Raw genomic sequence first — 24,150 nt, forward strand, 5'->3', positions numbered from 1 at the left:
TACTTATTTGTGGACGGACGATACCGCCCACAAATTGATATCGCCTTCCTTGGCTTGCTGGTCGATCGCGGCCAGTTCGTCGGCGCTGAAGCTCAGGTTCTTCAGCGCGGCGACGTTCTCGCGGATTTGCGCGCTGCTGCTGGCGCCGATCAAGGTCGACGTGATGCGGGCGTCGCGCAGCACCCACGCCAGCGCCATCTGCGCCAGCGTTTGTCCGCGCGCCTTGGCGATCTCATTGAGGGCGCGCACGCGGGCGAGGTTTTCATCGCTCAGGTGCGATGCCATCAGCGAGCCGCCGCCCGGACGGTTGATGCGGGCGTCGGCCGGAATGCCATTCAAATATTTGTCGCTCAGGATGCCCTGCGCCAGCGCGGTGAAGGTGATGCAGCCGATGCCCTGTTTACCCAGGGTGTCGAGCAGGTCTTCCTCGATCCAGCGGTTCAGCATATTGTAGGACGGCTGGTGGATCAGGCACGGCACCTTCCACTCATGCAGCAGGTGGGCGGCTTCGGCGGTTTTCTCGGCCGAGTAGGACGATACTCCCACATACAACGCCTTGCCCTGCTGGACCGCGTGCGCCAGTGCGCCCATGGTTTCCTCCAGCGGCGTGGCCGGGTCGAAGCGGTGCGAGTAGAAGATGTCGACGTAGTCGAGGCCCATGCGTTTCAGGCTTTGATCGAGGCTGGCCAGCACGTACTTGCGCGAGCCGCCGCCCTGGCCGTAGGGGCCGGGCCACATGTCCCAGCCGGCCTTGGTGGAGATGATCAGTTCATCGCGGTAGGGCTGGAAGTCGGATTTGTACAGGTGGCCGAAATTGGACTCGGCGGAGCCGTATGGCGGGCCGTAGTTGTTGGCCAGGTCGAAGTGGGTGATGCCCAGGTCGAAGGCGGTGCGCAGCATGTCGCGCTGCGAGGCGAGGTTGTTGGTATCGCCGAAGTTGTGCCACAGGCCGAGCGACATCGCCGGCAGCTTCAAGCCGCTGCGGCCGCAGGTGCGGTATTGCATTTCTTCGTAGCGGTGGGGTGAGGCGAGGTAGGTCATGTAGGCAATCTCCAAAATGGTCTCCGGAGATTATATGCGGCGTACGCGGGATATGTCGCCGCGACGCACGCATTGGCGGATTACGGCGTTCCGCCTAATCCGCCCTACGTGTTTGTCGGGAATTCATACGCCAACGAATGTATGCCCCGCGCCGCGAACGCGTGGAGGGCACGCACCGCGAATACACAGGGGAGACACGTAGGGCGGATTAGCGCAGCGTAATCCGCCATGCATGCGTCAAGTTGGCGCATGCATGGACCGACTACGACGGCATTCAGGCGAAGTTGGCCGCCGCGAAGTCCCAGTTGGCCAGCTTGAAGAAGGTTTCCAGATACTTAGGACGCACGTTGCGGTAGTCGATGTAGTAAGCGTGCTCCCACAGGTCGCAGGTGATCAGCGCTTTGGCGTCGGTGGTCAGCGGCGTGGCGGCGTTCGAGGTGTTGACGATGTCCAGCGAACCGTCGGCCTTTTTCACCAGCCAGGTCCAGCTCGAACCGAAGTTGCCGACGGCCGACTTGGTGAACTCTTCCTTGAACTTGTCGAACGAACCCCACTTGGCGTTGATCGCATCGGCCAGCGCGCCGTCCGGTGCGCCTTTGCCGTTTGGCGTCAGGCTGTTCCAGTAGAACGTGTGGTTCCACACCTGGGCGGAGTTGTTGAACACGCCGCCGGACGATTTCTTGACGATCTCTTCGAGCGACAGGTTCTCGAATTCGGTGCCCTTGATCAGGTTGTTCAGGTTGGTGACATACGTCTGGTGGTGCTTACCGTAGTGGTATTCCAGGGTTTCTTGCGAGATGTGCGGCGCCAGGGCGTCGATGGCATATGGCAGTGGTGGCAGGGTATGTTCCATTGTTATTCCTTTGTTTGGGGTGTTAAAACCGAGGGTGAATTATGGCGAAACGTTCATCATTGTAAAGCGGATGCGCCTTCCATGCTCAAAAGGCCCGCTTTCCGTGTGGATACTCAGCGCACCCGGCGGGTGGTCTCGCGCACGATCAGTTCCAGCGGCGGAATCTCGCCCTGCGCGTCCTCGCCGTTGATCACGCGCAGCAGCGCGTGGGTGGCGATGCGGCCGATGTCGTACAGCGGCTGGCGGATGGTCGTCAGCGGCGGCGTCGTGTAGGACGAGCCCGGCAAATCATCGAAACCGACCAGCGAGATGTCGTCCGGCACGCGGATGCCCTTGCGGTACAGGGCCAGCCGCGCGCCATAGGCGCTCAGGTCGTTGGCCGCGAACACGGCCGTGAATTGCTGGTGGGTATCGAACAGCCGGTTCATCGCCATCATGCCGCTGGCTTCGTGGTAATTGCCCTCGACGATCAGGTGCGGGTCGGTCTCGATGCCGGCCTCCTCCAGCGCGCGCTTGTAGCCGGCCAGGCGTTCGTCGGCGTCCATGTTGTTGGCGGGGCCGGAGATGAAGGCGATGCGGCGGTGGCCCAGTTCGATCAGGTGGCGCACGGCAAGATAGGCGCCGTATTCGTTGTTGATCTTGAAGCCCAGCGCGGTGCGGGTCTTCAGTTCGCGCCCGGTCGAGACGATCGGCCGCTGGGTGGAGAAGCCGAGCACGGTCTCGTCCGAGATGCGCCCCGACAGCAGGATGATGCCGTCGACCTTGCGCGCCAGCAGCAGGCGGATGCGCTCGGCTTCCTCGTCGGCGTTCCAGTGGCCGCTGACGATCACCGAGGCATAGCCGGTGCCCTTGAGGCCGTCGTCGACGCCGCGCAGTGTTTCATCAAAGAAAGGGGAGGAGATATCCTGCACCACGATGCCGATGGTCAGCGAGCGGCCTTTTTTGAGGCCCTGCGCCATCTGGTTGGGAGCGAAGTTCATCTTCGCGATGGCGGCCAGCACGGCCTCGCGCTTGTCGTCCGAGACCTTGGCGGTGCCGTTGAGGATGCGGGAAACCGTACTGGGCGATACTCCCGCCTGGCGCGCAACATCCATCAGCGTCGATGGGCCGGAGGGGGAGGGGGTAGCTGCCAAGGGGGATCCTGTTGTCTAATATGAAAACCTTTTCACCCAAGGTTACCATATTCGCTATCCTTTCGGCCAGTGTCGGCCGCGCATTGACTTTCCCCGGCGCCGGGTATCTAATGAAACCAGCGTTGAAAACGATTTCATAAAGGTGCTGCCGTATAATCCGCATAACGAACCGCACCAACAATAACAAAGGAAGAGACATGGATCGCGCATCCTTTTCGCATCTGGCGAACGGCCCGCGCCTGCTGGCCGACATCGGCGGCACCAGTGCCAGCTTCGGCCTGGAGACGGCGCCCAACCAAATCGACGCCATCTGGGTCACCGACTGCGCCGCCTATCCCACCCTGGGCGCGGCGCTGGTGGCCTACCTGTCGCAGCCGGCCACGGTGGCGGCGGGCGGCTACCAGGCGCGCTTCGCCGGCATCGCCATCGCCAATCCGATCGACGGCGACTGGGTCACGATGACCAACCACCACTGGTCGTTCTCGATCGAGGCGGTGTGCTCGCAATTCAGCTTGAAATCGCTGGTGGTGGTGAACGACTTCACCGCGCTGGCCAGCGCCTTGCCATACCTGGCGGCGGACCACAAGCGCCAGATCGGCGGCGGCGTGGCGCGCGCCGGCGCGACCATCGGCCTGGTGGGCGCGGATGCGGGCCTGGGCGTGTCCGGACTGGTGCCCTCCGGCGTCGACGGGCGCTGGATCGCCATCGACAGCGAGGGAGGGCACAGCACCTTCGCGCCGATGAACGAGCGCGAGATCGATATCCTGCGCTATGCACGGCGCTATCACGAGCATGTGTCGAGCGAGCGGCTGGTGTCGGGCATCGGCCTGGGACTGGTGTACCGCGCGCTGTGCGAACGGGCGCGCGTGGAGCCGCGCAACCTGGGCACGACCGAGATCATGGAGCAGGGCCTGCATCGCCTATGCCCGGTGTGCGAAGAGACGCTGGAGGCGTTCTGCGAGATGCTTGGGACGGTGGCGGGCAACGTGGCGCTGACCCTGGGCGCCAAGGGCGGCATTTATATCGGCGGGCGCATCGTGCCGCGCATGAGCGAGTTTTTCGAGCATTCCGGATTCCGCGCGCGCTTCGAGCAGAAGGGGCGGTTTTCGGATTATCTGTCGCATATCCCGACGTATGTCATCACCGAAGAGTATCCGACGTTGATCGGGATGTCGGCGATGTTGTCGGCGGGCTGATTCAGTCCAGCGTCGGCTGCACCGAGTCGATGCCGACTTGCGCGCTGCCTTCGGCCAGCCGCAACGTCAGCGTGCCGCGCGGCCGCAGTTGCGCCGGCGCGCGCACGATGGCGCCCTGGTCGTCGGTGACGATGGCGTAGCCGCGCTCCAAGGTGCGCTGGGGATTCAACAACTCCAGTTGCGACGACAACGCCGCCAACGCATGGCGGCGCCGGCCCAGCTGCGTGGCCACGCTGATCCCGGCGCGATGCTGCAGTCCGGCCAGCGCCGAACGCGCCGCCCGCACGTCCGGCTTGCGCGCCGCCATCCTGCCGCTCAAACGATCGAGCTGATAACGCGACTGCGACAGCGGCATGCGGTTGGCGTGCATCATCGCCGTCGACAGCGCCAGCAGCTTTAAACGCTGCTGCTTGATCTGCGCGCCCGGGTTGAGCAGGCGGCGCGCGTGGCTGTCCAGCGTTTGCGTGGCCTCGCTCACGCTGCGGCGCATGGCCCGGCGCAAGTCGGTGGCGTCGGCGCGCAGCGATGCCAGCCAGTCGGCGCGCGGCGTGGCCGCCAGTTCGGCCGCCGCCGTCGGCGTGGCCGCGCGCAGGTCGGCGGCGAAATCGCAGATCGTGAAGTCCGTCTCGTGGCCGACGCCGGAGATCACCGGCATGCGGCAATTGGCGACCGCGTACGCCACATCCTCGTCGTTGAACGACCACAGGTCCTCGATGCTGCCGCCGCCCCGGCAGACGATCAGCACATCGCACTCGTTGCGCAGCGAGGCCGTGTCGATGGCGGCGGCGATCTTCTCGGCCGCCAGCTGTCCCTGCACCGGCGTGGGATACAGCACGATGCGCACGTGCGGCGCGCGCCGCTTGAGCGCCGTCAGCACGTCGCGCAGCGCCGCCGCCTGCGGGCTGGTGACGATGCCGATCGCGCGCGGGAACATCGGCAGGGCGCGTTTGCGGTCGGCGTGGAACAGGCCCGCCGCGTCGAGCTTTTCCTTCAGCCGCTGGAACGCTTCGAACAGCGAGCCGACGCCGGCGCGGCGTATCGCCTCGACGTTGATCTGGTAGTCGCCGCGCGCGCCGTACAGGGTGACCAGCGCCCGCACTTCGACCTTGTCGCCCTCGCGCGGAATGAAGTCGGCGTACTGCGCGCGGCCGCGGAACATCACCGCCCGCACCTGGGCGGCGTTGTCCTTGAGCGTGAAGTACCAGTGGCCGGAACTGGCGCGGGTGAAGTTGGACACTTCGCCGCCGATCCAGGCCAGCGGGAAGGAGCGCTCGAGCAGCCGCGCGACCGCCTGGTTGAGCGCGGTCACGGTCATCACGGCGGCGGCGGTGGGGGTGGAATCGGAGCGGTCGTCGAACATCATCGGTTTCAAAAAAATAAACTATCCACACTATGTGAGATCTGTAACACAGCGGTCACAGTGCACGTGGAGCGGTAGGTATTATAGATAGGGTCATGATTTTAAAGGCTAATATTTCTGCCTTATTTAGAGGCAATGAATAAAAAGCCTTACGGATCAAGCACTTTAGCTTCGGCGATGGCAGTTACACACAAAGTTATCCACACAAACTGTTCATGACGAGAGCAGGAAATCCCAGTCCTGCGCCCCGATCTTGTGGATATCCATCTCCGGCGCGGCGATGAAGGAATCCGCCAGACGGTCCAGCGACATGCCGGCCGCCACTTTTTCTGTCCAAAAAGCAAGTCCCGCAGCGTCGCCGTGGCGCCCGAAGATGCCCTGGTAGAGCAATTCGACATCGTGCGCTGAATCGCCGTTGAAGATCATCGCATGCAAGGCCTGCGATTCGGCCGACGCGATGAGGTTGAGGGCGATCTGGCCCAGGCTCACGCCTTTGTCGTACGCCCCGGCCCAGAACTCGACGCCCAGGTGGTCGCCCTGGCGGGCCAGCACGCTTTGATACAGGCCGGTGATCGAGGCCAGCGAGGCCGGGTTGTCGACGCTGATCGTGGTGTCGGTGAACGTCATGCTTTCGACGTTGATCACCAGCGCGTGCAGCAGCGGTTGCGCCTTGGCGGTGACGACGGCGTAGCCCCGGTGCAGGTCGATCGTATAGTCCGCGCTGGCGCCGTTGAAGGCGACGCTGTCGGCGCCCAGGCCGCCATGCATGACGGTCCTGGTGCCGATTGCGTTGTCGTTCGCCGGCGCCAGCGCGCCCATTATCGGCGCCGCGCTGGCGCCGGGAATCGCCGAGTTGAAGACCAGCGCATCGGCGCCGCCGCCGGCGAACACCGCGCCGCCACGCGCGGAGGAGACGGTGAACTGCTGGCCGGCGGCGTCGCCGGTGAGGATCTGGCCGGTGGTGTTGCCGGTGACGTTGGCGGCGCCGACGACGGCGGCGAAGTCGATCGCGTTCAGCACCAGCGCGCTGCCGGGCGCCAGCCCGCTGGCGTCGATCACCAGCGCGGTGTGCTGGCTGTCCGTGCTGGTGCCGGTCAACGTCAGCGATCCGGTGGGCGCGTTTGCGCCGCTGACCGGCACGATGGTGCCGACCAGCAGCGGCGTACTGGCCGTCAACTGGCCCAGGAAGGCAATGCCGTTGCCGGTCAGGTGGCCCTGGTCGGACGCCGGGTGATCGGGTGTCACGCCCAGGATGGCCTGGATCAGTTGATCGGTCGAACTGCCGGCGGGCCGGCTTGCGCCGCTGGAGGCGGTCAGGCCGAAGCCGGGGGCGATTTGCGCCAGCAGCAGGTTGGCGCCGGCGCCGGTCACCAGCGGAATGTCGGCCACGGCGGCGTTGCCGCTCGATTCTGCGCGGTCGTTGCCGACGATGCCGATCACGGTGCGCGTGCCAAGGCCGCCGCCGGGCAGCACCACCGGCGTTTGCTCCACGGTGACGCCGTCGACGGTGGTGGGCGGCGACGTCGGCGGATTCGGGGCCGTCTCGATGGTCAGCGCCAGCGCCACGCCGGCGGGCGAGGCGTTGCCCGCCGCGTCGAACTGTTTGGCGGTGAGCGTGTGCGCGCCGACCGCCAGCGTGCCGCTGGTGATGCTCCAGTTGCCGGCGCCGTCGGCGGTGGCGGTGCCCAGCACCGTGGTGCCGTCGGTGTCGTACAGGCGCACCACGGCGCCGGCCAGCGCGGTGCCGGTCAGCACCGGCCGGGCGATGTTGGTGATGTCGTCGCCGGCGGCGCCGCTGTCGCTGGCGAGGGCCAGCACCGGCGCGCCCGGCGCGACCGGCGCCAGGGTGTCGATGGTCAGCGACAGCCCGGTGCCGGCGGCCGAGACGTTGCCCGCGCGGTCGGTCTGCACGGCCGTCAGCGTGTGGACGCCGTCGCCCAAGGTGCCGGTGGCGGTGCTCCAGGCGCCGCTGCCGTTGGCGGTCGCCGTGCCCACCACCGTTACGCCGTCGGTGTCGTACAGGGTGATGGCGGCATTGGCTTCGGCGGTGCCGGTGATGGTCGGCGTGGCGGAGTTGGTGATGCCGTCGCCAAGGGTGCCGCCGTCGCTGGCGCTGGCCAGCGACGGCGTCGCCGGGGCGGCGGCGCTGGTGTCGATCACCATCGCCAGCGCGCTTCCGGCGGCCGAGGCATTGCCGGCGGCGTCGGTCGTGCGCGCCGTCAGCGTGTGGCTGCCGACAGTTAGCGTGCTGCTGGTGATGCTCCAGTTGCCGCTGCCGTCGGCGGTGGTGGTGCCGACCTGGGTGGCGCCGTCGAACAGATTGACGGTGGCGTTGGCCTCCGCCGTCCCGGTCACGGTCGGCGTGGTGTCGCTGGTGATGGCGTCGCTGGAGGAGGCGCCGCTGTCGCTGCCGGCGCTCAGCGCCGGCGCGCTCGGCGCGGCCGGTGTGGTGTGATCCAGCGTGTAGGTCTGGCCGGCCGTGTGGCCGCCGACGATGGCCACGGACGAACCGTTCTGGATGCCGGTGCCGCTGGCGTTGAGGTCCAGCCGCAAGGTGCCGTCGCCGCTGATGCCGTTGACGGTGACGGTGTAGGTGTCGCCGCTGCCGGTGACCGACTGGATGGTGCCGGCGGCGGTGCCGCTGGCCGTCAGCGCGAAGTCGCTCGCGCCGACGCCGGTGACGCTCTGGCTGAAGGTGACCGTGTAGCTGACCGAGGTGGCGCTGGCGGCCACCGTGCCCGGCGCTGCGGCCGCGCGCACGATGGAGCTGACGGCGGGGGCGTCGACAACGTCGACGACGAAGATCTGGAAGGCCTCGTTGCCGGCGGCGTCGGTGGCGCGCACATAGATATGGTAGCTGCCGGCGCCCAGCGTCTGCGCCGCCACCAGGCTGGTGCCGGAGAAGCTGAATTTGGCGTTGTCGGCGTCGATGGTGCCGTTGCCGACGGCGAAGTCGTAGGCGACGGCGCTGGCGTCGGTGGACGAGGCGGTGGCCACGGTGGCACCGTTGGTGGCGGCGGCCAGCGCGACGGTGGTGGCGCTGAGCGCCAGCGCGGCCGGGCCGGTCGTATCGACCCGGTAGGTGTAGGCGCTGGAAGCGGCCGAGACATTGCCGGCGACATCGGTTTGTTTGGCCGTCAAGGTATGCGCGCCCTCGGTCAGCACGCTGGCGGTGATGCTCCAGTTGCCGGCGCCGTCGGCGGTGGCGCTGCCCACCTGGGTGGTGCCGTCGCTGTCGTACAGGCGCACGGCCGCGCCGTTCTCGGCGGTGCCGGTGATGGTCGGCGTGCCGTCGTTGCTGATGCCGTCGCTGTTGGAGCCGCCGCTGTCGCTGGCGGCGTTGGCGCCGGCGATGGCCGGCGCCAGCGCGATGGTGTCGATGGTGAGCGTCGGCGTGAGCCCGGCGCCGCCGCTGTTGCCGGCCACGTCCGTGTAGCTGGCGGCGGTGACGGTGATGCTGGCGGCGACGTTGTCGGTTGCCGCCGCCGGCGTGAAGGTGGCCGTGCGCGTCAACCCGGTGCCGGAGATGGCGCCCAGCGTGCCGCCGCTGACGACCACGTCGCCGCTGCTGCCGTTCCACGTGAACGTGGCGCCGGGGTCGCTGCTGAAGGTGAAGGTGATGGTGGCCGTCTCGTTGGCCTTGAGGCTGTTGACGTCGCTGGTGATGGCCACCGTTGGCGCGGCCGTCACGATCGTCACCGTTTGCGTGGCCGAAGCGGCGCTGGCGTTGCCGGCCGAATCGGTGGCCTTGACGCTGACGCTGTGCGCGCCGGCGGACAGCGCGCTGCTGGTGAGGGTCCAGTTGCCGCTGCCGTCGGCGGTGGCGGTTTGCAGCAAGGTGGTGCCGTCGGTGTCGTATAGCTTGACGGTGGCGTTGGCCTCGGCGGTGCCGGTGAAGGTCGGCGTGGTGTCGTTGGTGATGCGGTCCGAAGTGCTGGTGCCGCTGTCGCTGGCGCTCGCCAGCGCCGGTGTCGACGGCGCCGATGGCGCCAGCGTGTCGAAGGTCAGCGACGGCGTGGTGCCGGCGCCGCCGTTGTTGCCGACCGTATCGGTGTAGGTGCCGGAGGCCACGGTGATGCTGGCGGTGCCGCCGTTGGTGGACGCGGTCGGCGTGAAGGTGGCGGTGCGCGTCAGGCCGGCGCCGGAGATGGCGCCCAGCGTGCCGCCGGTCACGACGACGTCGCCGCTGCTGCCATCCCAGGCGAAGCCGGTGGGCGCTTCGCTGAAGGTGAAGGTGATGGTGGCGGTCTCGCCGGCCTTGAGCGTGGCCACGTTGCTGGTGATGGTCAGGGTCGGGGCGACGCCGTCGACCACCAGCGCCTTGTTGGCGCCCAGCGAGCCGGCGGTGCCGGGCGTTGGCAGGGTCAGCGTGGCGGCGGCGGCCCCGCTGGTCTGCGTGATGCTGCCGCCGTTGAGGCTGAGCGCGCCGGTACTGAAGACGTCGAGGTCGCTGCTGCTGTCGCCGGCCTGCACGGTGTAGTTGAAGGTCAGCGTGTTGGTAGTGCTGCCGCTGGCATAGTTGATGGCGCGGCCGGCGCCGCCGGTGGCCAGGGTCAGCTGCGGCGTCCCGGCCACCGTGACGGCGGCGTCGAAGGTGACCTGGATGCTGATCGTGTCGCCGACCTTGTAGCTGCCGTTGGTGGTGCTGGAGGTGATCGAGGTCACCGACGGCGCGGGCGGCTGGATATTGCTCAGTGCCAGATCCTCCAGGATCAGATAGAACATCTTGCCGCCGTTCGAGTTGGCGTCGGCGGTCACCTTCAACGTGGCGATGTTGGTCAGGCCGGAAAACGTCGCCGTCAGGTAGGTGTTGGGGTTGGAGGAGGTGTTAAAGGTATGGGTCGAGCCGACCTGATTGCCGGCCGTGTCGTAACCTTTGAAGATCAGGTTTTGCACGCCGTTGAGCTGGGTGCCGACCTTGATCGAGGTTGGCGTGAAGACCTGGCCGGCGACGAAGGACATTGTCAGCAGCGTTTCGCCGCGGGCGTAGCCGGCGTCGCTGGCCACGTAGTTGCCGAAGTTGATCACGCCCTCGTTCTGGCCGTCGATCTTCAACTGGTAGCCGCTGTTGGCGGCGACGTTGTAGATGACGTCGTTGGCCGCCAGGTAGCCGCCGCCGTTGGCGAAGTTTCCGGGGTTGTTGAAGTTGACCGTGGCGCTGGGAATCGCCAGCGTTTGCTGATAGAGCGCGGCTAGCGCCGGATCGACCACGGCGGCCGTCTCGATTTGACCGCTGTGGATTTCCAGCCGCCAGTCGCCGCCCTGCGCGGCGGCGCCGGTCAGGTTGGCCGAGGCGGCCACGTCGGCGCCGGTGGCGTCGGCCAGCCGGTCGATGAAGGCGGCGCCGCCGCTGCCGGCGCCCACCTCGCAGCCGTACAGCAGGATGTCGCCGCCGTCGGCTATGGCGCGGCCTATCGTGTCGAGCTCGGCGCGATGGGCGTCCAGGTTGCCGCCGTCGAGCCTGAGCGCGCCGAAGTTGACGGCCGCCGTCGCGCCGTGCGAGATGATGTGCAGCGCGTCGACGCCCTCGCGTCCGGCCAGGATGGCGGCGATCTGTTGCAGGCCGTCCTGGCCGGCGTCGAGCACGTGGACCTCGCTGCCGGCCAGGCCCTTGAGCAGGGTTTGCAGGTCGGCCACGTTCGATTCGATGAAGGTGATTTCGCTGCGTTGGGCGATCGCCAGCGGCGGCTGCGCGGGCTGGGCCGCCGGTGCCGCCGGAATGTGCGCGGCATCGGGTGCGCCGGCCAGAATTTGCAGCCGCCAGGGCGCGTCGTCGTCGAGGTGGGCGTGTACGCCGTTGGTTTGCTTGCTGGTCATGATGGGGTTCCTGGCAGGGCCGGTTGGTTGCTGATCACATTCGCGCGACTGCCGTTGCGGTCACCCCAGAAGGACAGCTTGGAATATTTTTCAAACAGGTCGGGCGGCAGGATGGTGCGCCTTGCCTGGAACTCGACCTTGGCGCGCACGCGGTGCAGGCCGGGCACGCCCAGTTGCAGGTCGAAATCGACGGCGTCGTACTCGATGTGCTCGAAGTCGTGGTCGAACGCCGGCTCGCCGATGAAGTCGTAGATCAGCGGGATCACCTGTTGCGGCGCGCGCGACAGCAGGTCGTAGTCGACCACCAACAAAGACTCGGCCTGTTCGCCGTAGTAGGCCTCGCGCAGCGCTGCCCACGCCGAGCCGACCATCTGGTCGTGCTGGATCAGGCCTTCGAGCCGGGTGTAGACCGAGCCGCGTCCGCCCGCGTGGTTGAACAGGCGCGTGTTCTCATACGGATTGGCGCGGTACAGGCGCTCGATGCTGTCCATGACCCAGGCGACGTTGCGCACGCAGGCGATCACCTTGGCGCCCGGGAACAGGTCCCGCAGCAGCGGCAGCCTGCCGCACCACAGGCGGTTGGTGTCAAGCACGACTTCGCTCGGATTGGTGCTGTAGTAGGCGTCGAACAGGCCGCGCAACAGGGCACGGCGCTGCTGCGCGTCGACCAGCGTCGCCAATTCGCTGCCGGCGCTGACCTGGCCGAGCAGGCCGGTGGCCAGGCCGGCGACGGGACTGCTGATGCCGGCGTGGAAACGGGGATTCTGGCGCAGGATGGCCGACAACAGGGTGGAACCGGAACGGGGCAGCCCGGAAATGAAATGATAGGTGCGATCGGCGTCTGGCATGGTCTCGACAGGAAAGAACTTTATTCAACTGTGGCATATTTATGGACAAAGTTTCTCGCCAATTGTCACAATCGGTCACAATCGGATTGATCCTCGACAATTTCGTTGTTCAGGCGGGACTGTTCCAACGCCGCGTATAGCCGCGCCAGCCGTTCGAGCAGCGCCGCGCTTGGCGCCGCGCCCCGGCGGTCGGCGGTGGCGGCGTCGCCGCTGAACGGCGCGCCGTGCTTGGCGTGAAAGGCGGCGCGCCGCAGCATGGTGGCCCGCTCGGTGCGGCCGGGGCGGATGCCCAGCCGGGCCAGCAAGGGCAGGCCCGGCAGCATGGGCAATTCGGTGTAATTCAACAGCAGCAAGGACCGGTCGCAACCTTGCGCCGCCAGCGCCGTCTCCATCAGGGCGCGCAGCACGTGCAGGCAATAGCGGTCGAGGTCGGACGGGGCCAGGCGGTCGCCCCCGTCGGCATCGGTTTCCCCGCTGTCGTCCTGCTGGCGGAAGGTGATGCCCAGCCAGTCCGGATCGATCAGCCCGGGCAGCATTTGCGGGCCGCGCTGGCGCCGGTGCGAGGCCAGCACCTGCAGCGGCTCGCGGTACAGGAACACCATGGCTGTGGCCGGAAAGGCGGCGCGGAACAGCTCCAGGTCGCGCAGGTGCCAGCTGTCGAGTTTAATCACCAGATGCCGCTGGCGCGGGTCGCGGCGCTGGCCGAGCGCGCGCACCAGCGCGCGCAGCCGGACGATGTCGGTGTCGTCGCCGGCACTTGCGGCCGCTCCGGCGGTCTCAACGCGTTCACGCCGCAGCCGCAGAAAGTCGTCCACGACCGGCGGCTCCGACAGCGCCACGCACGAGGGCAGGGTGGCCAGCATCTGGGTCAGCAGGGTCGACCCGCAGCGCGAGACATGGAAGATGAAGGCGGTCGGTGCCAGCGTGTCGGCCAGCGCCGCCGGCGCCCGCCAGTCGCTGAAACACAGCTGCCGTTCGGCTGGCGGCTGGTGCCGGAAGGTATCGGAGAAAAACGGCTCGCCGAATGGCCGTCCGCCCAGGCGGCGCCACCATAAACCGTCGGGCAGGTCGCTGACGGCCACCGGATACCAGCCGTCCATCGATCCGGCCTGCGCCATGGTGATCTCGGGCGCGCGCAGCAACGCGCGGCGCTGGGGCGCCAGCGGGTGCTCGTCGCCCACGGCCACGGCGCCGAAGCGCGGCGGCGCCGACGGCGCCAGGCCGGCCCGCGCGAACAGCCGACGCAGCCAGGGATTGACGCGGCAGTCGAGCACCAGATGGATGCGGCTGCGCGCGCTGCGGTTGTGGACCGCGTGGGTGCGGCCGGCGTTGAGGTACCAAGTGTCGCCCTGGCTGAAGTGGATGTTCTCGCCGTCGATGCAAAACGTCACGGCCGGATCGGTCTGCAAGGGCACGTGCAGGCGCGCCAGGCCGTCCTCGAAGGCGGTGGCGGCATCGCGGTGGGGCTTGATGACGGCGCCCGCTTCCAGCGCCATCAGCCGCACGGCGGCCTTGTCGCACTCGAAGGCGTCGAGCACGGCGCGCAAGTAGGGGCATTGCGCCAGCGCCGGCGTGTCGAGGAAATTGGCTTCGGACAGCGCGCCGATGTGGCGCGGCTGGCCGTCCGCCGAGCGCAGCGCCAGGCAGCGCCAGCCGCCGTCGTAGTCGCGCGTGTTGAAGTGCTCGACCCATTGCGGCGCCAGCAGCGCGTCGAGTTCGGCCTGCAGCCGTGCGGCGTCAAAGCTGAGCGGCAGCTTCAGGTAGCGGGCCGACGCCGGCGTCATGGGGCCGCCGGCGTGGCGGCGGGGTCCCACCGCATCGGCTCGAACAGTTCGTCGCCGGCGCCGGCGCGGAAACCCAGGTTCAGATACAGGTGGCGGGCCGGATGGTTGTCGCGCCGCACCTGCAGATCGAGCGGCACGCCGGCGATTTGCGCCTGGCGCTGGACCCAGCGCAGCAGCGCGCGCGCCACGCCCTGTCCGCGCGCCTCGGGCAGCACGGCGATGTCGATCAGGTGCAGGCGGTGCGGGCGCCAGTCCAGCACCAGTTGCGCCACGCAGCGCCCGTCGCTGTGCAACAGCCACTGGCGCGCGCACGGGTACTGGCGCCGCTGGCCCTCGGCGTGCACGCGCTGCTGCATGGCGATCAGCGAATCGATCGCCGGGCCGTCGCCCAGCCGCGTGAGGTCTTCGCGGGTGGCGCGGTACAGCGCCGCCAGCAGCGGCTGGTCGGCGTCGGTGGCCGGACGCAGGTCGAGCGCGGGCTCGGCGCCGGCCGGCTCAATTGCGGCTTGGGTAGTATCCATTCAGGCAGATGATGTAGTTAAGGACGAGGAAAGGTGTCATCGTCGGCACCGCCGTGTTGACGCTCACGCTGACCGGCGCGGGCGCGCCGCCGCCGGTGGGGTCGACCGTCACCGAACCGTTGCCGTTGACCGTGGTCTTGACGCCGCCCAGCGTGACCGGTGCGACCGGCGCGACGCTCGACAACTGATAGATCGCCGCGCCCGTGGCGCCGGTCGCCGTGCTGGTGAGGGTGGCGCCCTGTGTCGCGGCCAACTGGCCGCCGGTGCCGGTGCCCACGCTGATATCGGTGGTCGCGCCGAGCCCGCTCAGGGACAGCGTCGCGGTGTGGGTGTGCGCCGGCAGGTTGGCCGCGGTCAGCGTCACCGCGCCGGTGCCGGTGCCGACGGCGGACACGGTTTCCGCGCCGCCCTTCTGGGCCAGCGGCCGGGCGGTCAGCGGCGCCGGGCCGTTCGGTCCCAGCACGGTGCGCCCGCGCAGGTCGGGCAGCGCGAAGGTGGTCCTGCCGTCGCCGCCGTACTGCGCGCCGATGACCGCGAACAAGGCTTGATAAGTGTTGACCTGCAACAGGCTACCATCGCAGAAAGCCCAGTCTTTTGGAGCGTAAGTGCCTGGCCACGGCAGGATGGTTCCAAGGAATGCTTCCATTGCACATCTCCGGTTACCGGCCGTGGCCGGCTTGTTTTAAGGCTGGTTCAGGGCTGGCCGCGAGCGGCTTGCCCCCGGCGCTGGCACCGATACCTCCCGGGCCGGCGTGGAACCCATCTTAAAGATGTTTTGGATTCAATAGAATTAAAAGCAATACTTCCAAGATAGTAGCGTTGTATCTTTTCAATAGTGGCGATTTCACATTGACGGCCTTGCGGCGTCTTGCATGTTTTTTGCGCATGGCAATAAATCTCATTAAAATCAACTACTTAGTAAGCCGCTGCGTGCATTGCGCACAATCTTATCCACATAAAATGTGCAGAAGTGAAAGCCTCTGTGAAGAAAGCGGGCGCTTGCCGGGAAAATCAGCGGAATGACCACATTGCTGTTTTTTTACTCAAGACAAAAATTCCCTTATGAATCAACGATCTTTCACGATGTGGGAGCGGTTGCGCACAATCTTATCCACATCTAGTGTGCAGAAGTCGCCGGCAATCCCGGCGGAGTTATCCCCTGCGGCGGCTCGGTGGCGCTGCGTTTATTTTACGCATGAGGAAAATATTCTTATGAATCAAAGGCTTGGGCTTTGTGAGGCAGCCTTGCTAACAATCTTATCCACAAATTTTGTGCAGAAGTACAGCGGCCGATGGCTAGCGGGTTAAAAGTTGTGCTGTGGATAAGTACTGTGGGGATTAACCGGCGCTTGTGGCATCCTTGCCAGTTTTTTGCGCAGGACAATAAAGATCATTGAAATCAATGGCATGCGTGGTCGCGGTGCGGCTTGCGCACAATCTTATCAACAGAATGTGGGCATAAGTTGGCACAACTTTTGCAATGCATAAACCGGGCCATAACATCCCCGTGTGCGCTTATTTTGAGCTTTGATATTTTTTCCTTTTAAATCAATGGCTTGATGGGTGTCTCCGGGCCTTGCGCACATTGTTGTCCACAGAAAATGTGCAGAACTCCACAAACGCATGCTACTTGCCGAGTGTCGTCCAACAAGATACATTGCGCCTTCGGGTTTATATCTTACAGGAGTTCGTTTTGCTCGCTATTTTCCAAGCCGCAGGTTGGCCTATCTGGTTGTTGTTGATTGCATCGATCGTCGCGACGGCCCTGATCATCGAACGCTTGCTGTACCTGCGCCGTAGCAAAATCCTGCCGAAGAAGCTGTTGGACGAGGTGGTTCAGGTTTATCGCGGGGGCAACGTCAACACCGGCGTCATCGACAAACTGGAAAAAAGTTCCCCGTTGGGCGTGGTGTTATCGGCCGCGCTGCGCAACGTCGACGCGCCGCGCGAAGTGATGAAGGAGTCCATCGAAGAGGCCGGCAGCGGCGTGGCCCACACCTTGGAACGCTTCCTCACCACCTTGGGTACCATCGCGACCCTGGCGCCGTTGATGGGGCTGTTCGGCACGGTGGTCGGCATGATCGAGATTTTCGGTTCGCAAAACGCCACCGGCTCCAACCCGGCGCAACTGGCGCACGGCATTTCCGTGGCGCTGTATAACACCGGCTTCGGCCTCGCCATCGCCATGCCGACCCTGGTGTTCTATCGCCACTTCCGCGCGTTGGTGGACAGCTTCGTCATCGACATGGAGCAGCAGGCGGTGAAGTTTGTCGATATCGTGCACAGCAAGCGCAAGTAAGGACGTCCGCATGAATTTCCGCAAAGGCCGGCACCGCGAGGACCCCGAGATCAACCTGATCCCGTTCATCGACGTGTTGCTGGTGATTTTGATTTTCCTGATGGTCTCGACCACCTACAGCAAATTCACCGAGCTGCAGATCACCTTGCCGACCGCCGACGCGCAAAAGCAGGAGGACAAGCCGTTCGAGCTGAACGTGACCGTCGATGCCAAGGGCAACTACACGATCAACGACGAGCCGGTGTCGTTCCGCGACGTGGCCGGCCTGGCGCAGTCGATGAAGACGGTGGCCGACAAGGGCGGCCAGCCGGGCAGGTCGCCGGTGGTGATCGTCAACGCCGACCAGTTCGCGATGCACCAGATGGTGATCAACGTGATGGAGGCGGCCCGCATCGCCGGCTACGACAAGCTGACCTTCGCCGCGCAGACCGGTGCCGCCAAATAAGTGTCGCTCCCTGATAAACCGTCCTCGCTGGAAACTACGCTGACGAGCAACTGGCTGCGGCGCGGTCCGCTCGCCTGCGCGCTGTGGCCGCTGTCCTTGCTGTTCCGGGCGCTGAGCGGCCTGCGCGTCGGGCTGTACCGGGCCGGCCTGCTCAAGTCGTCGCGGCTGCCGGTGCCGGTGGTAGTGGTCGGCAATATCTACATCGGCGGCACCGGCAAGACGCCGCTGACGATCTGGCTGGTGCAAGCCTTGCAGGCGGCCGGCATGCGTCCCGGGGTGGTCTCGCGCGGCCACGGCAGCGACGCCGGCGGCGCGCGCGAAGTCGTCGCCCTGTCGACGCCGGCCGAGGTCGGCGACGAGCCCTTGCTGATCAAGCAGCGCACCGGCTGCCCGGTCATGGTCGGGCGCGACCGCGCCGCCACCGGCCGCGCGCTGCTGGCGGCCCACCCCGAGGTCGACATCGTGCTGACCGATGACGGCTTGCAGCATTACGCGCTGCAACGCGATATCGAGATCATCCTGTTCGACGGCCGTGGCGCCGGCAATGGCTGGCTGCTGCCGGCCGGGCCGCTGCGCGAGCCGGTTTCGCGCCGGCGCGATTTCACCGTCATCAACGCGCCGCTGCTCACCGACGAGCTGGTGCGCGCCGTCGGCTGCCGATCCCGGCAGGCCATGTCGGGGCCGATCCAGATGACCCTGGTGGGGGAGTACGCGGAGCAGTTGCGCGACCGCGGCCAGCGACGCCCGTTGGCCGGGCTGAACCAACCCGGCCTGCGGCTGGCGGCGGCGGCCGGCATCGGCAATCCTTCCCGCTTCTTCGGCATGCTCAAGGCCGCCGGCCTGTCCGTCGCCGAGCTGCCTTTGCCCGATCATCACGACTACACCGACCGCCCGTTCGCGCGGCTGGAGGCCGATATCATCTTGATGACCGAGAAGGATGCAGTAAAATGTGCGCAAATTGAAGAACTCAGAGACGACCCGCGACTATGGGTCGTCCCGGTAACGGCGCGCATCGATGCGGCGCTGGCCGACCAAATCGTGGAGAAATGTCGTGGACGCTAGATTGCTTGATATCCTGGTATGCCCGGTCTGCAAAGGCCCCCTTGAGTACGATAAGAAAGCCCAGGAAATGATCTGCAAGGGCGACCGCCTGGCGTTTCCGATCCGCGACGGCATCCCGATCATGTGGGCCGACGAGGCCCGCACGCTGCAAGACAAGGTGGATTGAGCGGTGCAGACTATGTCCCACCCGGTCTCCCCCTTCATCGTCATCATCCCGGCGCGGCTGGCGTCGACCCGCTTGCCGAACAAGCCGCTGGCCGACCTCGGCGGCAAGCCGATGGTGGTCCGCGTGGCCGAGCGCGCCGCGCTGGCGGGCGCCGCGCGCATCATCGTCGCCACCGACCACGAAGACATCCGCGCCGCCTGCGCGCTGCACGGCGTGGAAGTGTGCATGACGCGCGCCGACCATCCGTCCGGCACCGACCGCATCGCCGAGGTGGCGCGCACCCTGAACCTGCCGGCCGACGCCGTCGTCGTCAACCTGCAGGGCGACGAGCCGCTGATCGACCCGGCGCTGCTGCAAGCGGCCGCCGCCCGCATCGGCGCCGACGTGCCGATGTCGACCTGCGCCCATCCGCTGCACGACGCCGCCGACGCCTTCAACCCGAACGTGGTCAAGGTGGTGTTGGACAAGGCCGGCCGGGCCCTGTATTTTTCCCGCGCGACCATACCGTGGAACCGCGACGCCTTTGCGCAGTCCAAAGAAGCACTGCCAGCCGGCTACGTACCGCTCCGTCACATCGGACTGTACGCCTACCGCAACGATTTCCTGCAAGCCTATCCGGCGCTGGACGTCTCGCCGCTGGAATCGATCGAAGCGCTGGAGCAGCTGCGCGTGCTGTGGCACGGCTATCCGATCGCCGTCCATGTCACCGACTCGGCGCCGGCCGCCGGCGTCGATACGCCGGAAGATCTGGCAAGGGTTCGGCTGTTGTATTGATATAGATCAGCTTACCGGCATAAATCAATCATAAACAGGAAGCAAGTGCGATATTCATACGGAATATCTCTGTATGCTCCTGTTTTGCCAGTGAAGGACGGTGGAAGCCGTCACAAATTGGCGTTTAGACTAAGTTTTGTGGTAAGTTTCGTACCAACATAGTGGGACTTGCAGTATTTCTACTGTTTCCACACACACACACTAACCACATCCAAAATCTGTTTTAGGAATTTTTCATGCGTCTTATTCTTTTAGGAGCACCAGGTGCAGGCAAGGGCACCCAGGCTAATTTCATCAAAGAAAAATACAACATCCCCCAGATCTCGACCGGCGACATGTTGCGCGCCGCGATCAAGGCCGGGTCGGAGTTGGGCGTGGCCGCCAAAAAGGTGATGGATGCGGGTGGTCTGGTCTCCGACGACATCATCATCGGCCTGGTGCAAGAGCGTTTGCAGCAGCCCGACTGCGCCAACGGCTACCTGTTCGACGGCTTCCCGCGCACCGTCGCGCAAGCCGACTCGATGAAGGACAACGGCGTGGCCGTCGACTACGTGCTGGAAATCGACGTGCCGGATGAATCGATCATCGAGCGCATGGACGGCCGCCGCGTGCACCCGGGTTCGGGCCGCGTCTACCACGTCAAGTTCAATCCGCCGAAGGTGGACGGCAAGGACGACGTCACCGGCGAAGACCTGGTGCAGCGCGACGACGACAAGGCGGAAACCGTCAAGAAACGTCTGGACGTTTATCACAATCAAACCGAAGTGCTGCTGGGTTACTACAATACCTGGGCACAGTCGGGCGAGCCGGGCGCGCCGAAATACCGCCGCATCGCCGGGGTCGGTCCGGTGGAACAAATTCGTGACAGCGCGTTTGCCGCGCTCGCCGAATAAGCGGTAAAGTAGAGCGGACCGAGTGTCCGCTTTTTTTACGCCCTTGTTTTCACCAAGCCGGCCCAAGCTGGATGCCCTCCCGATTTGACGTTTTGCAGTTCGCAGGTTAGTGGGCTGTCTCCACCGGACAGCTACTGAAGTGTGGTTTGTAGGCTCGTTCAATAAAAATAAGGGGACATCTATGGCAGCCAGTCTTTGGTTAGCAGTCGGTTGCGGCGTTATCGCCGTGGTTTACGGTTTATGGTCACGTAGTTGGATTTTGCGCCAGGACGCGGGCAACCCGCGCATGCAGGAAATTGCACTGGCGATTCAGCAAGGCGCCGCCGCCTACCTGGCGCGCCAGTACCGCACCATCGGCATCGTCGGCGTGGTGCTCCTCATCCTCATCGGCGTACTACTTGATATCAACACCGCCATCGGCTTCCTGATCGGCGCGGTGCTCTCGGGCGCGTGCGGCTTCATCGGCATGAACGTCTCGGTGCGCGCCAACGTGCGCACCGCGCAGGCCGCCACCAAGGGCATGAACGAAGCGCTCGACGTCGCCTTCAAGGGCGGCGCCATCACCGGCATGCTGGTGGTCGGGCTCGGCCTGCTGGGCGTGGTGCTGTTTTATATGTACCTGATCGCCGGCTTGCCGCCGGATCTCGGCCCTAATTTGCACAAGGTCATCGAGCCGTTGATCGGGCTGGCGTTCGGCGCCTCGCTGATCTCGATCTTCGCGCGGCTCGGCGGCGGCATCTTCACCAAGGGCGCCGACGTCGGCGCCGACCTGGTCGGCAAGGTCGAGGCGGGCATCCCCGAGGACGATCCGCGCAACCCGGCCGTGATCGCGGACAACGTCGGCGACAACGTCGGCGATTGCGCCGGCATGGCCGCCGATCTGTTTGAAACCTACGTCGTCACCCTGATCGCCACCATGCTGCTGGGGGCGCTGTTGATGACCACGTCGAGCACGGCCGTCGTCTATCCGCTGCTGCTGGGGGCGGTCTCCATCATCGCCTCCATCATCGGCTGCTCGATGGTCAAGGCCAAGCCGGGCAAGAAGATCATGTCGGCGCTGTACACCGGCCTGTGGTGGGCCGCCGGGCTGTCGCTGATCGGTTTCGCGGTCGTCACCTGGCAGGTCTGGCCGGACGAGGCCATGCGCATGCGCATGCTCGGCTGCACCGTGGTCGGCATCGTGCTCACCGGGCTGATGGTCTACATCACCGAGTACTACACCGGCACCGATTTCTATCCCGTCAAACACATCGCCGAGGCCTCCACCACCGGCCACGGCACCAACATCATCGCCGGGCTGGGGGTGTCGATGAAGTCGACCGCGTGGCCGGTGCTGGCCGTGTGCGCGGCGATTTTAGTCTCCTACCAGCTGGGGCAGCTGTACGGCGTGGCCATCGCCGCCACCTCGATGCTGTCGATGGCCGGCATCGTCGTCGCGCTCGACGCCTACGGCCCGATCACCGACAACGCCGGCGGCATCGCCGAAATGGCCGGCATGCCGGAATCGGTGCGCGCCATCACCGACCCGCTCGACGCGGTGGGCAACACCACCAAGGCCGTCACCAAGGGTTACGCCATCGGCTCGGCCGGGCTGGCCGCGCTGGTGCTGTTCGCCGACTACACGCACGCGCTCGAATCGGCCGGCAAGAGCATCACCTTCGACCTGTCCAATCCGATGGTCATCGTCGGGTTGATCATCGGCGGCCTGATTCCCTACCTGTTCGCCGCGATGGCGATGGAGGCGGTGGGGCGCGCGGCCGGCGCGGTGGTGGTGGAGGTGCGCCGCCAGTTCCGCGACATCAAGGGCATCATGGACGGCACCGGCAAGCCGGAATACGACAAGGCGGTCGACATGCTGACCGCCTCGGCCATCAAGGAAATGATCGTGCCGTCGCTGCTGCCGGTGGTGGTGCCGGTGGTCGTGGGCATGCTGCTGGGATCGGCCGCACTGGGCGGCATGTTGATGGGCACCATTGTCACCGGCCTGTTCGTCGCGATCTCGATGACGACGGGCGGCGGCGCCTGGGACAACGCCAAGAAATACATCGAGGACGGCCACTTTGGCGGCAAGGGCTCGGAGGCGCACAAGGCGGCCGTGACCGGCGACACGGTCGGCGACCCGTACAAGGACACGGCCGGTCCGGCGGTCAATCCGCTGATCAAGATCATCAACATCGTCGCGCTGCTGCTGGTGCCGTTGTTGCCGGCCTCGGGCTGGCTGGCGGTGAGCGTCCCGGTGATGGCCGCGCACGCGCCGGCGCGGATGATGCCTGCCGACGCGCCGCCTCCGCCCCGTTCGGTGTCGCCGTTGACGGAAGGCGCGCCGGTGGCGCCGGGCCTGCCGCCGCCACCGCCGCCGGCCTTGGAACCCGCGCCGGCCAGGTAGGGTGGGCGCCAGAGGTTACGAATTGTTTCAGAGCCTTCCGTGCGGCGCGATGCCTGCTAATAATATAAACAGGCGTAGCACTTTGGAAGGTAATGCAATGAAATCTCTGAAACCGGCCGCGCTGGCGGCGGCCTTCCTGCTTGGATCATTACTTTGCACCAACGCCTGGGGTGGCCCCGTGCCGGTGAAAGCGGAGGCGGAAGCGGGCCGGGACGCCTACTCCAAACTGCCCGTGTGCAAGCTCAGCGCGGACGGCAAGCGGCTCGCGGTGGAACCGTGCCGGACCGCGCCCGCAGCCGAGCCGATGCCGCGCCGGCCGGTGCCGCTGACGCTACAGCCGATGCCCCGCAACAAGGTCGCGCCGCAAGTCGCCATGCCCAGGCCGCAGCCCTCCACCCCGATCGAAACGCTGATGCAGCCGCCCGGAACGCCGATACCGGCGATCGGCTGCACGGCCGGCGGCTGCTACGACGCCAGCGGCGTGCGCCACAACGCCGGCCCGGGCAACACCACGATCACACCGGCCGGCAAGATGTGCCAACGAAACGGCGCCTGGCTGCAATGTTGATACTCCGGGGTCAGGTCCACCATTTCTACACGGGCTGAGCGTTAGTGATGCTCGTAGGGCGGATCAGCCGGAACGCCGTAATCGGCCATGAGCCGCCGACGGCGCTTGGCGGATTACGCTGCGCTAATCCGCCCTACGTGTTTCCGTGGTCATTCACGCCGCTACATCCTGGTTTTCCGCTACAATTGTGGTGGTTGACGTTTACGTAAACGTCATAGAGAACAGGGGAGATTTATGCAGATTCAGGACCATGTATTCCTCATCACCGGCGGCGCGTCCGGGCTGGGCGCGGCGACGGCGCGTATGATCGTCGAGGCCGGCGGTAAGGTCGTGCTGGCCGATGTGCAGGCCGAGGCCGGCCAGGCGCTGGCCGCCGAACTGGGCGGCGTCTTCGTCCAGACCGACGTGACCGCCGAGGCCGACGCCGTGCGCGCGGTCGCGGCGGCCGTGGCGCTGGGCTCGCTACGCGGCCTGGTCAACTGCGCCGGCATCGCGCCCGCCGCCAAGACCGTCGGCAAGGACGGCGCCCATCCGCTCGAACTGTTCCAGCGCACCATCAATATCAACCTGGTCGGCACCTTCAACATGGCGCGCCTGGCGGCCGAGGCGATGGGCAAGAACGCCGCCATCGATACCGGCGAGCGCGGCGTCATCATCAATACCGCCTCGGTGGCGGCCTTCGACGGCCAGATGGGGCAGGCCGCCTACGCGTCGTCCAAGGCCGCCGTCGCCGGCCTGACCTTGCCGATGGCGCGCGACCTGGCCCGCAGCGGCATCCGCGTGATGGCCATCGCCCCGGGCATCTTCGAGACGCCGATGTTGATGGGCATGCCCGCCGAGGTGCGCGAGGCGCTCGGCGCCATGGTGCCGTTCCCGCCGCGCCTGGGCAAGCCGCACGAATACGCCCATCTGGCCAAGGCGATCATCGAGAACACGATGCTCAATGGCGAGACCATTCGCCTGGACGGCGCTATCCGCATGCAAGCCAAGTAAAACGGTTTAAA

The 24,150-nt window shown here is 66.0% G+C and carries 19 protein-coding genes; 10 read left to right on the forward strand and 9 right to left on the reverse strand.

Going from position 1 to position 24,150, the window contains the following annotated elements; all coding sequences use genetic code 11:
- Window positions 1-3: 3 nt before the first annotated feature.
- The 3 genes from mgrA to AC07P1_RS13885 all read right to left on the reverse strand — a co-directional run bounded on the left by mgrA (window position 4) and on the right by AC07P1_RS13885 (window position 2,988).
- A complete protein-coding gene (mgrA, locus tag AC07P1_RS13875; protein ID WP_494696346.1) occupies window positions 4-1,041 on the reverse strand; it encodes an L-glyceraldehyde 3-phosphate reductase in 1,038 nt (345 codons plus the stop codon).
- A gap of 274 nt (window positions 1,042-1,315) precedes the next feature.
- The gene (gene sodB, locus AC07P1_RS13880; RefSeq protein ID WP_494696347.1) at window positions 1,316-1,894 is read right to left on the reverse strand and encodes a superoxide dismutase [Fe]; all 579 of its coding nucleotides are present in this window, start codon (window positions 1,892-1,894) and stop codon (window positions 1,316-1,318) included.
- A gap of 113 nt (window positions 1,895-2,007) precedes the next feature.
- Window positions 2,008-2,988 (reverse strand): LacI family DNA-binding transcriptional regulator, encoded by a 981-nt coding sequence (locus AC07P1_RS13885; RefSeq protein ID WP_494696469.1) that lies wholly within the window; start codon window positions 2,986-2,988, stop codon window positions 2,008-2,010.
- A gap of 236 nt (window positions 2,989-3,224) precedes the next feature.
- Here AC07P1_RS13885 and AC07P1_RS13890 point away from each other — a divergent pair, with 236 nt between their 5' ends.
- Window positions 3,225-4,223 (forward strand): glucokinase, encoded by a 999-nt coding sequence (locus tag AC07P1_RS13890; protein WP_494696348.1) that lies wholly within the window; start codon window positions 3,225-3,227, stop codon window positions 4,221-4,223.
- Between the two features lies 1 nt (window position 4,224).
- Here the strand turns inward: AC07P1_RS13890 and xseA are convergent, their stop codons facing one another.
- From xseA to AC07P1_RS13920, 6 genes are all read right to left on the reverse strand, one after another.
- On the reverse strand, window positions 4,225-5,586 hold the full coding sequence (gene xseA, locus AC07P1_RS13895; protein WP_494696470.1) for an exodeoxyribonuclease VII large subunit: 1,362 nt from the start codon (window positions 5,584-5,586) through the stop codon (window positions 4,225-4,227).
- A gap of 210 nt (window positions 5,587-5,796) precedes the next feature.
- Window positions 5,797-11,400 carry an Ig-like domain-containing protein gene (locus AC07P1_RS13900; RefSeq protein ID WP_494696349.1) on the reverse strand — a complete coding sequence of 1,868 codons (5,604 nt, stop codon included), beginning with the start codon at window positions 11,398-11,400 and terminating at the stop codon, window positions 5,797-5,799.
- Window positions 11,397-12,248 carry a sulfotransferase family protein gene (locus AC07P1_RS13905; protein WP_494696350.1) on the reverse strand — a complete coding sequence of 284 codons (852 nt, stop codon included), beginning with the start codon at window positions 12,246-12,248 and terminating at the stop codon, window positions 11,397-11,399. Before AC07P1_RS13905 ends, AC07P1_RS13900 begins: the two co-directional genes overlap by 4 nt.
- 65 nt (window positions 12,249-12,313) lie before the next feature.
- The gene (locus AC07P1_RS13910; RefSeq protein ID WP_494696351.1) at window positions 12,314-14,032 is read right to left on the reverse strand and encodes an aspartyl/asparaginyl beta-hydroxylase domain-containing protein; all 1,719 of its coding nucleotides are present in this window, start codon (window positions 14,030-14,032) and stop codon (window positions 12,314-12,316) included.
- A complete protein-coding gene (locus tag AC07P1_RS13915) occupies window positions 14,029-14,553 on the reverse strand; it encodes a GNAT family N-acetyltransferase (protein WP_494696352.1) in 525 nt (174 codons plus the stop codon). Before AC07P1_RS13915 ends, AC07P1_RS13910 begins: the two co-directional genes overlap by 4 nt.
- Window positions 14,528-15,199 carry a phage tail protein gene (locus AC07P1_RS13920; protein ID WP_494696353.1) on the reverse strand — a complete coding sequence of 224 codons (672 nt, stop codon included), beginning with the start codon at window positions 15,197-15,199 and terminating at the stop codon, window positions 14,528-14,530. Before AC07P1_RS13920 ends, AC07P1_RS13915 begins: the two co-directional genes overlap by 26 nt.
- A 1,047-nt stretch (window positions 15,200-16,246) precedes the next feature.
- On the opposite strand from AC07P1_RS13920, the gene AC07P1_RS13925 reads away from it, so the two are divergent.
- The 9 genes from AC07P1_RS13925 (at window position 16,247) to AC07P1_RS13965 (ending at window position 24,139) form a co-directional block, all read left to right on the forward strand.
- Complete coding sequence (locus AC07P1_RS13925; protein ID WP_494696354.1) at window positions 16,247-16,852, forward strand: MotA/TolQ/ExbB proton channel family protein; 606 nt, start codon at window positions 16,247-16,249, stop codon at window positions 16,850-16,852.
- 10 nt (window positions 16,853-16,862) lie between these two features.
- Window positions 16,863-17,297: an ExbD/TolR family protein gene (locus AC07P1_RS13930; RefSeq protein ID WP_494696355.1), complete on the forward strand. Its 435-nt coding sequence runs from the start codon at window positions 16,863-16,865 to the stop codon at window positions 17,295-17,297.
- Entirely contained in the window at window positions 17,298-18,359 is a 1,062-nt protein-coding gene (gene lpxK / locus AC07P1_RS13935; RefSeq protein WP_494696356.1) for a tetraacyldisaccharide 4'-kinase, read from the forward strand.
- Window positions 18,349-18,525, forward strand: coding sequence for a Trm112 family protein (locus tag AC07P1_RS13940; protein WP_209726433.1), 177 nt, complete (start codon window positions 18,349-18,351; stop codon window positions 18,523-18,525). Before lpxK ends, AC07P1_RS13940 begins: the two co-directional genes overlap by 11 nt.
- A 12-nt stretch (window positions 18,526-18,537) precedes the next feature.
- Window positions 18,538-19,299 carry a 3-deoxy-manno-octulosonate cytidylyltransferase gene (kdsB, locus tag AC07P1_RS13945; protein WP_494696471.1) on the forward strand — a complete coding sequence of 254 codons (762 nt, stop codon included), beginning with the start codon at window positions 18,538-18,540 and terminating at the stop codon, window positions 19,297-19,299.
- Between the two features lie 236 nt (window positions 19,300-19,535).
- On the forward strand, window positions 19,536-20,192 hold the full coding sequence (gene adk / locus AC07P1_RS13950) for an adenylate kinase (RefSeq protein WP_494696357.1): 657 nt from the start codon (window positions 19,536-19,538) through the stop codon (window positions 20,190-20,192).
- 181 nt (window positions 20,193-20,373) lie between these two features.
- A complete protein-coding gene (locus tag AC07P1_RS13955; protein ID WP_494696358.1) occupies window positions 20,374-22,578 on the forward strand; it encodes a sodium-translocating pyrophosphatase in 2,205 nt (734 codons plus the stop codon).
- Between the two features lie 97 nt (window positions 22,579-22,675).
- Window positions 22,676-23,146: a hypothetical protein gene (locus AC07P1_RS13960; protein WP_494696359.1), complete on the forward strand. Its 471-nt coding sequence runs from the start codon at window positions 22,676-22,678 to the stop codon at window positions 23,144-23,146.
- Window positions 23,147-23,380: 234 nt separating this feature from the next.
- Window positions 23,381-24,139, forward strand: coding sequence for an SDR family NAD(P)-dependent oxidoreductase (locus AC07P1_RS13965; protein ID WP_494696360.1), 759 nt, complete (start codon window positions 23,381-23,383; stop codon window positions 24,137-24,139).
- Window positions 24,140-24,150 lie beyond the last annotated feature (11 nt).

The organism is Duganella sp. GW821-FHT07F09, from assembly GCF_059418705.1.

Excerpts from the sequence above, each read along its gene's own strand:
- mgrA (WP_494696346.1), bottom strand. The coding sequence starts at position 1,041 with ATGACCTACCTCGCCTCACCCCACCGCTACGAAGAAATGCAATACCGC.
- sodB (WP_494696347.1), bottom strand. The coding sequence starts at position 1,894 with ATGGAACATACCCTGCCACCACTGCCATATGCCATCGACGCCCTGGCG.
- AC07P1_RS13885 (WP_494696469.1), bottom strand. The coding sequence starts at position 2,988 with ATGGATGTTGCGCGCCAGGCGGGAGTATCGCCCAGTACGGTTTCCCGC.
- AC07P1_RS13890 (WP_494696348.1), top strand. The coding sequence starts at position 3,225 with ATGGATCGCGCATCCTTTTCGCATCTGGCGAACGGCCCGCGCCTGCTG.
- xseA (WP_494696470.1), bottom strand. The coding sequence starts at position 5,586 with ATGATGTTCGACGACCGCTCCGATTCCACCCCCACCGCCGCCGCCGTG.
- AC07P1_RS13900 (WP_494696349.1), bottom strand. The coding sequence starts at position 11,400 with ATGACCAGCAAGCAAACCAACGGCGTACACGCCCACCTCGACGACGAC.
- AC07P1_RS13905 (WP_494696350.1), bottom strand. The coding sequence starts at position 12,248 with ATGCCAGACGCCGATCGCACCTATCATTTCATTTCCGGGCTGCCCCGT.
- AC07P1_RS13910 (WP_494696351.1), bottom strand. The coding sequence starts at position 14,032 with ATGACGCCGGCGTCGGCCCGCTACCTGAAGCTGCCGCTCAGCTTTGAC.
- AC07P1_RS13915 (WP_494696352.1), bottom strand. The coding sequence starts at position 14,553 with ATGGATACTACCCAAGCCGCAATTGAGCCGGCCGGCGCCGAGCCCGCG.
- AC07P1_RS13920 (WP_494696353.1), bottom strand. The coding sequence starts at position 15,199 with ATGGAAGCATTCCTTGGAACCATCCTGCCGTGGCCAGGCACTTACGCT.
- AC07P1_RS13930 (WP_494696355.1), top strand. The coding sequence starts at position 16,863 with ATGAATTTCCGCAAAGGCCGGCACCGCGAGGACCCCGAGATCAACCTG.
- kdsB (WP_494696471.1), top strand. The coding sequence starts at position 18,538 with ATGTCCCACCCGGTCTCCCCCTTCATCGTCATCATCCCGGCGCGGCTG.
- adk (WP_494696357.1), top strand. The coding sequence starts at position 19,536 with ATGCGTCTTATTCTTTTAGGAGCACCAGGTGCAGGCAAGGGCACCCAG.
- AC07P1_RS13955 (WP_494696358.1), top strand. The coding sequence starts at position 20,374 with ATGGCAGCCAGTCTTTGGTTAGCAGTCGGTTGCGGCGTTATCGCCGTG.
- AC07P1_RS13960 (WP_494696359.1), top strand. The coding sequence starts at position 22,676 with ATGAAATCTCTGAAACCGGCCGCGCTGGCGGCGGCCTTCCTGCTTGGA.
- AC07P1_RS13965 (WP_494696360.1), top strand. The coding sequence starts at position 23,381 with ATGCAGATTCAGGACCATGTATTCCTCATCACCGGCGGCGCGTCCGGG.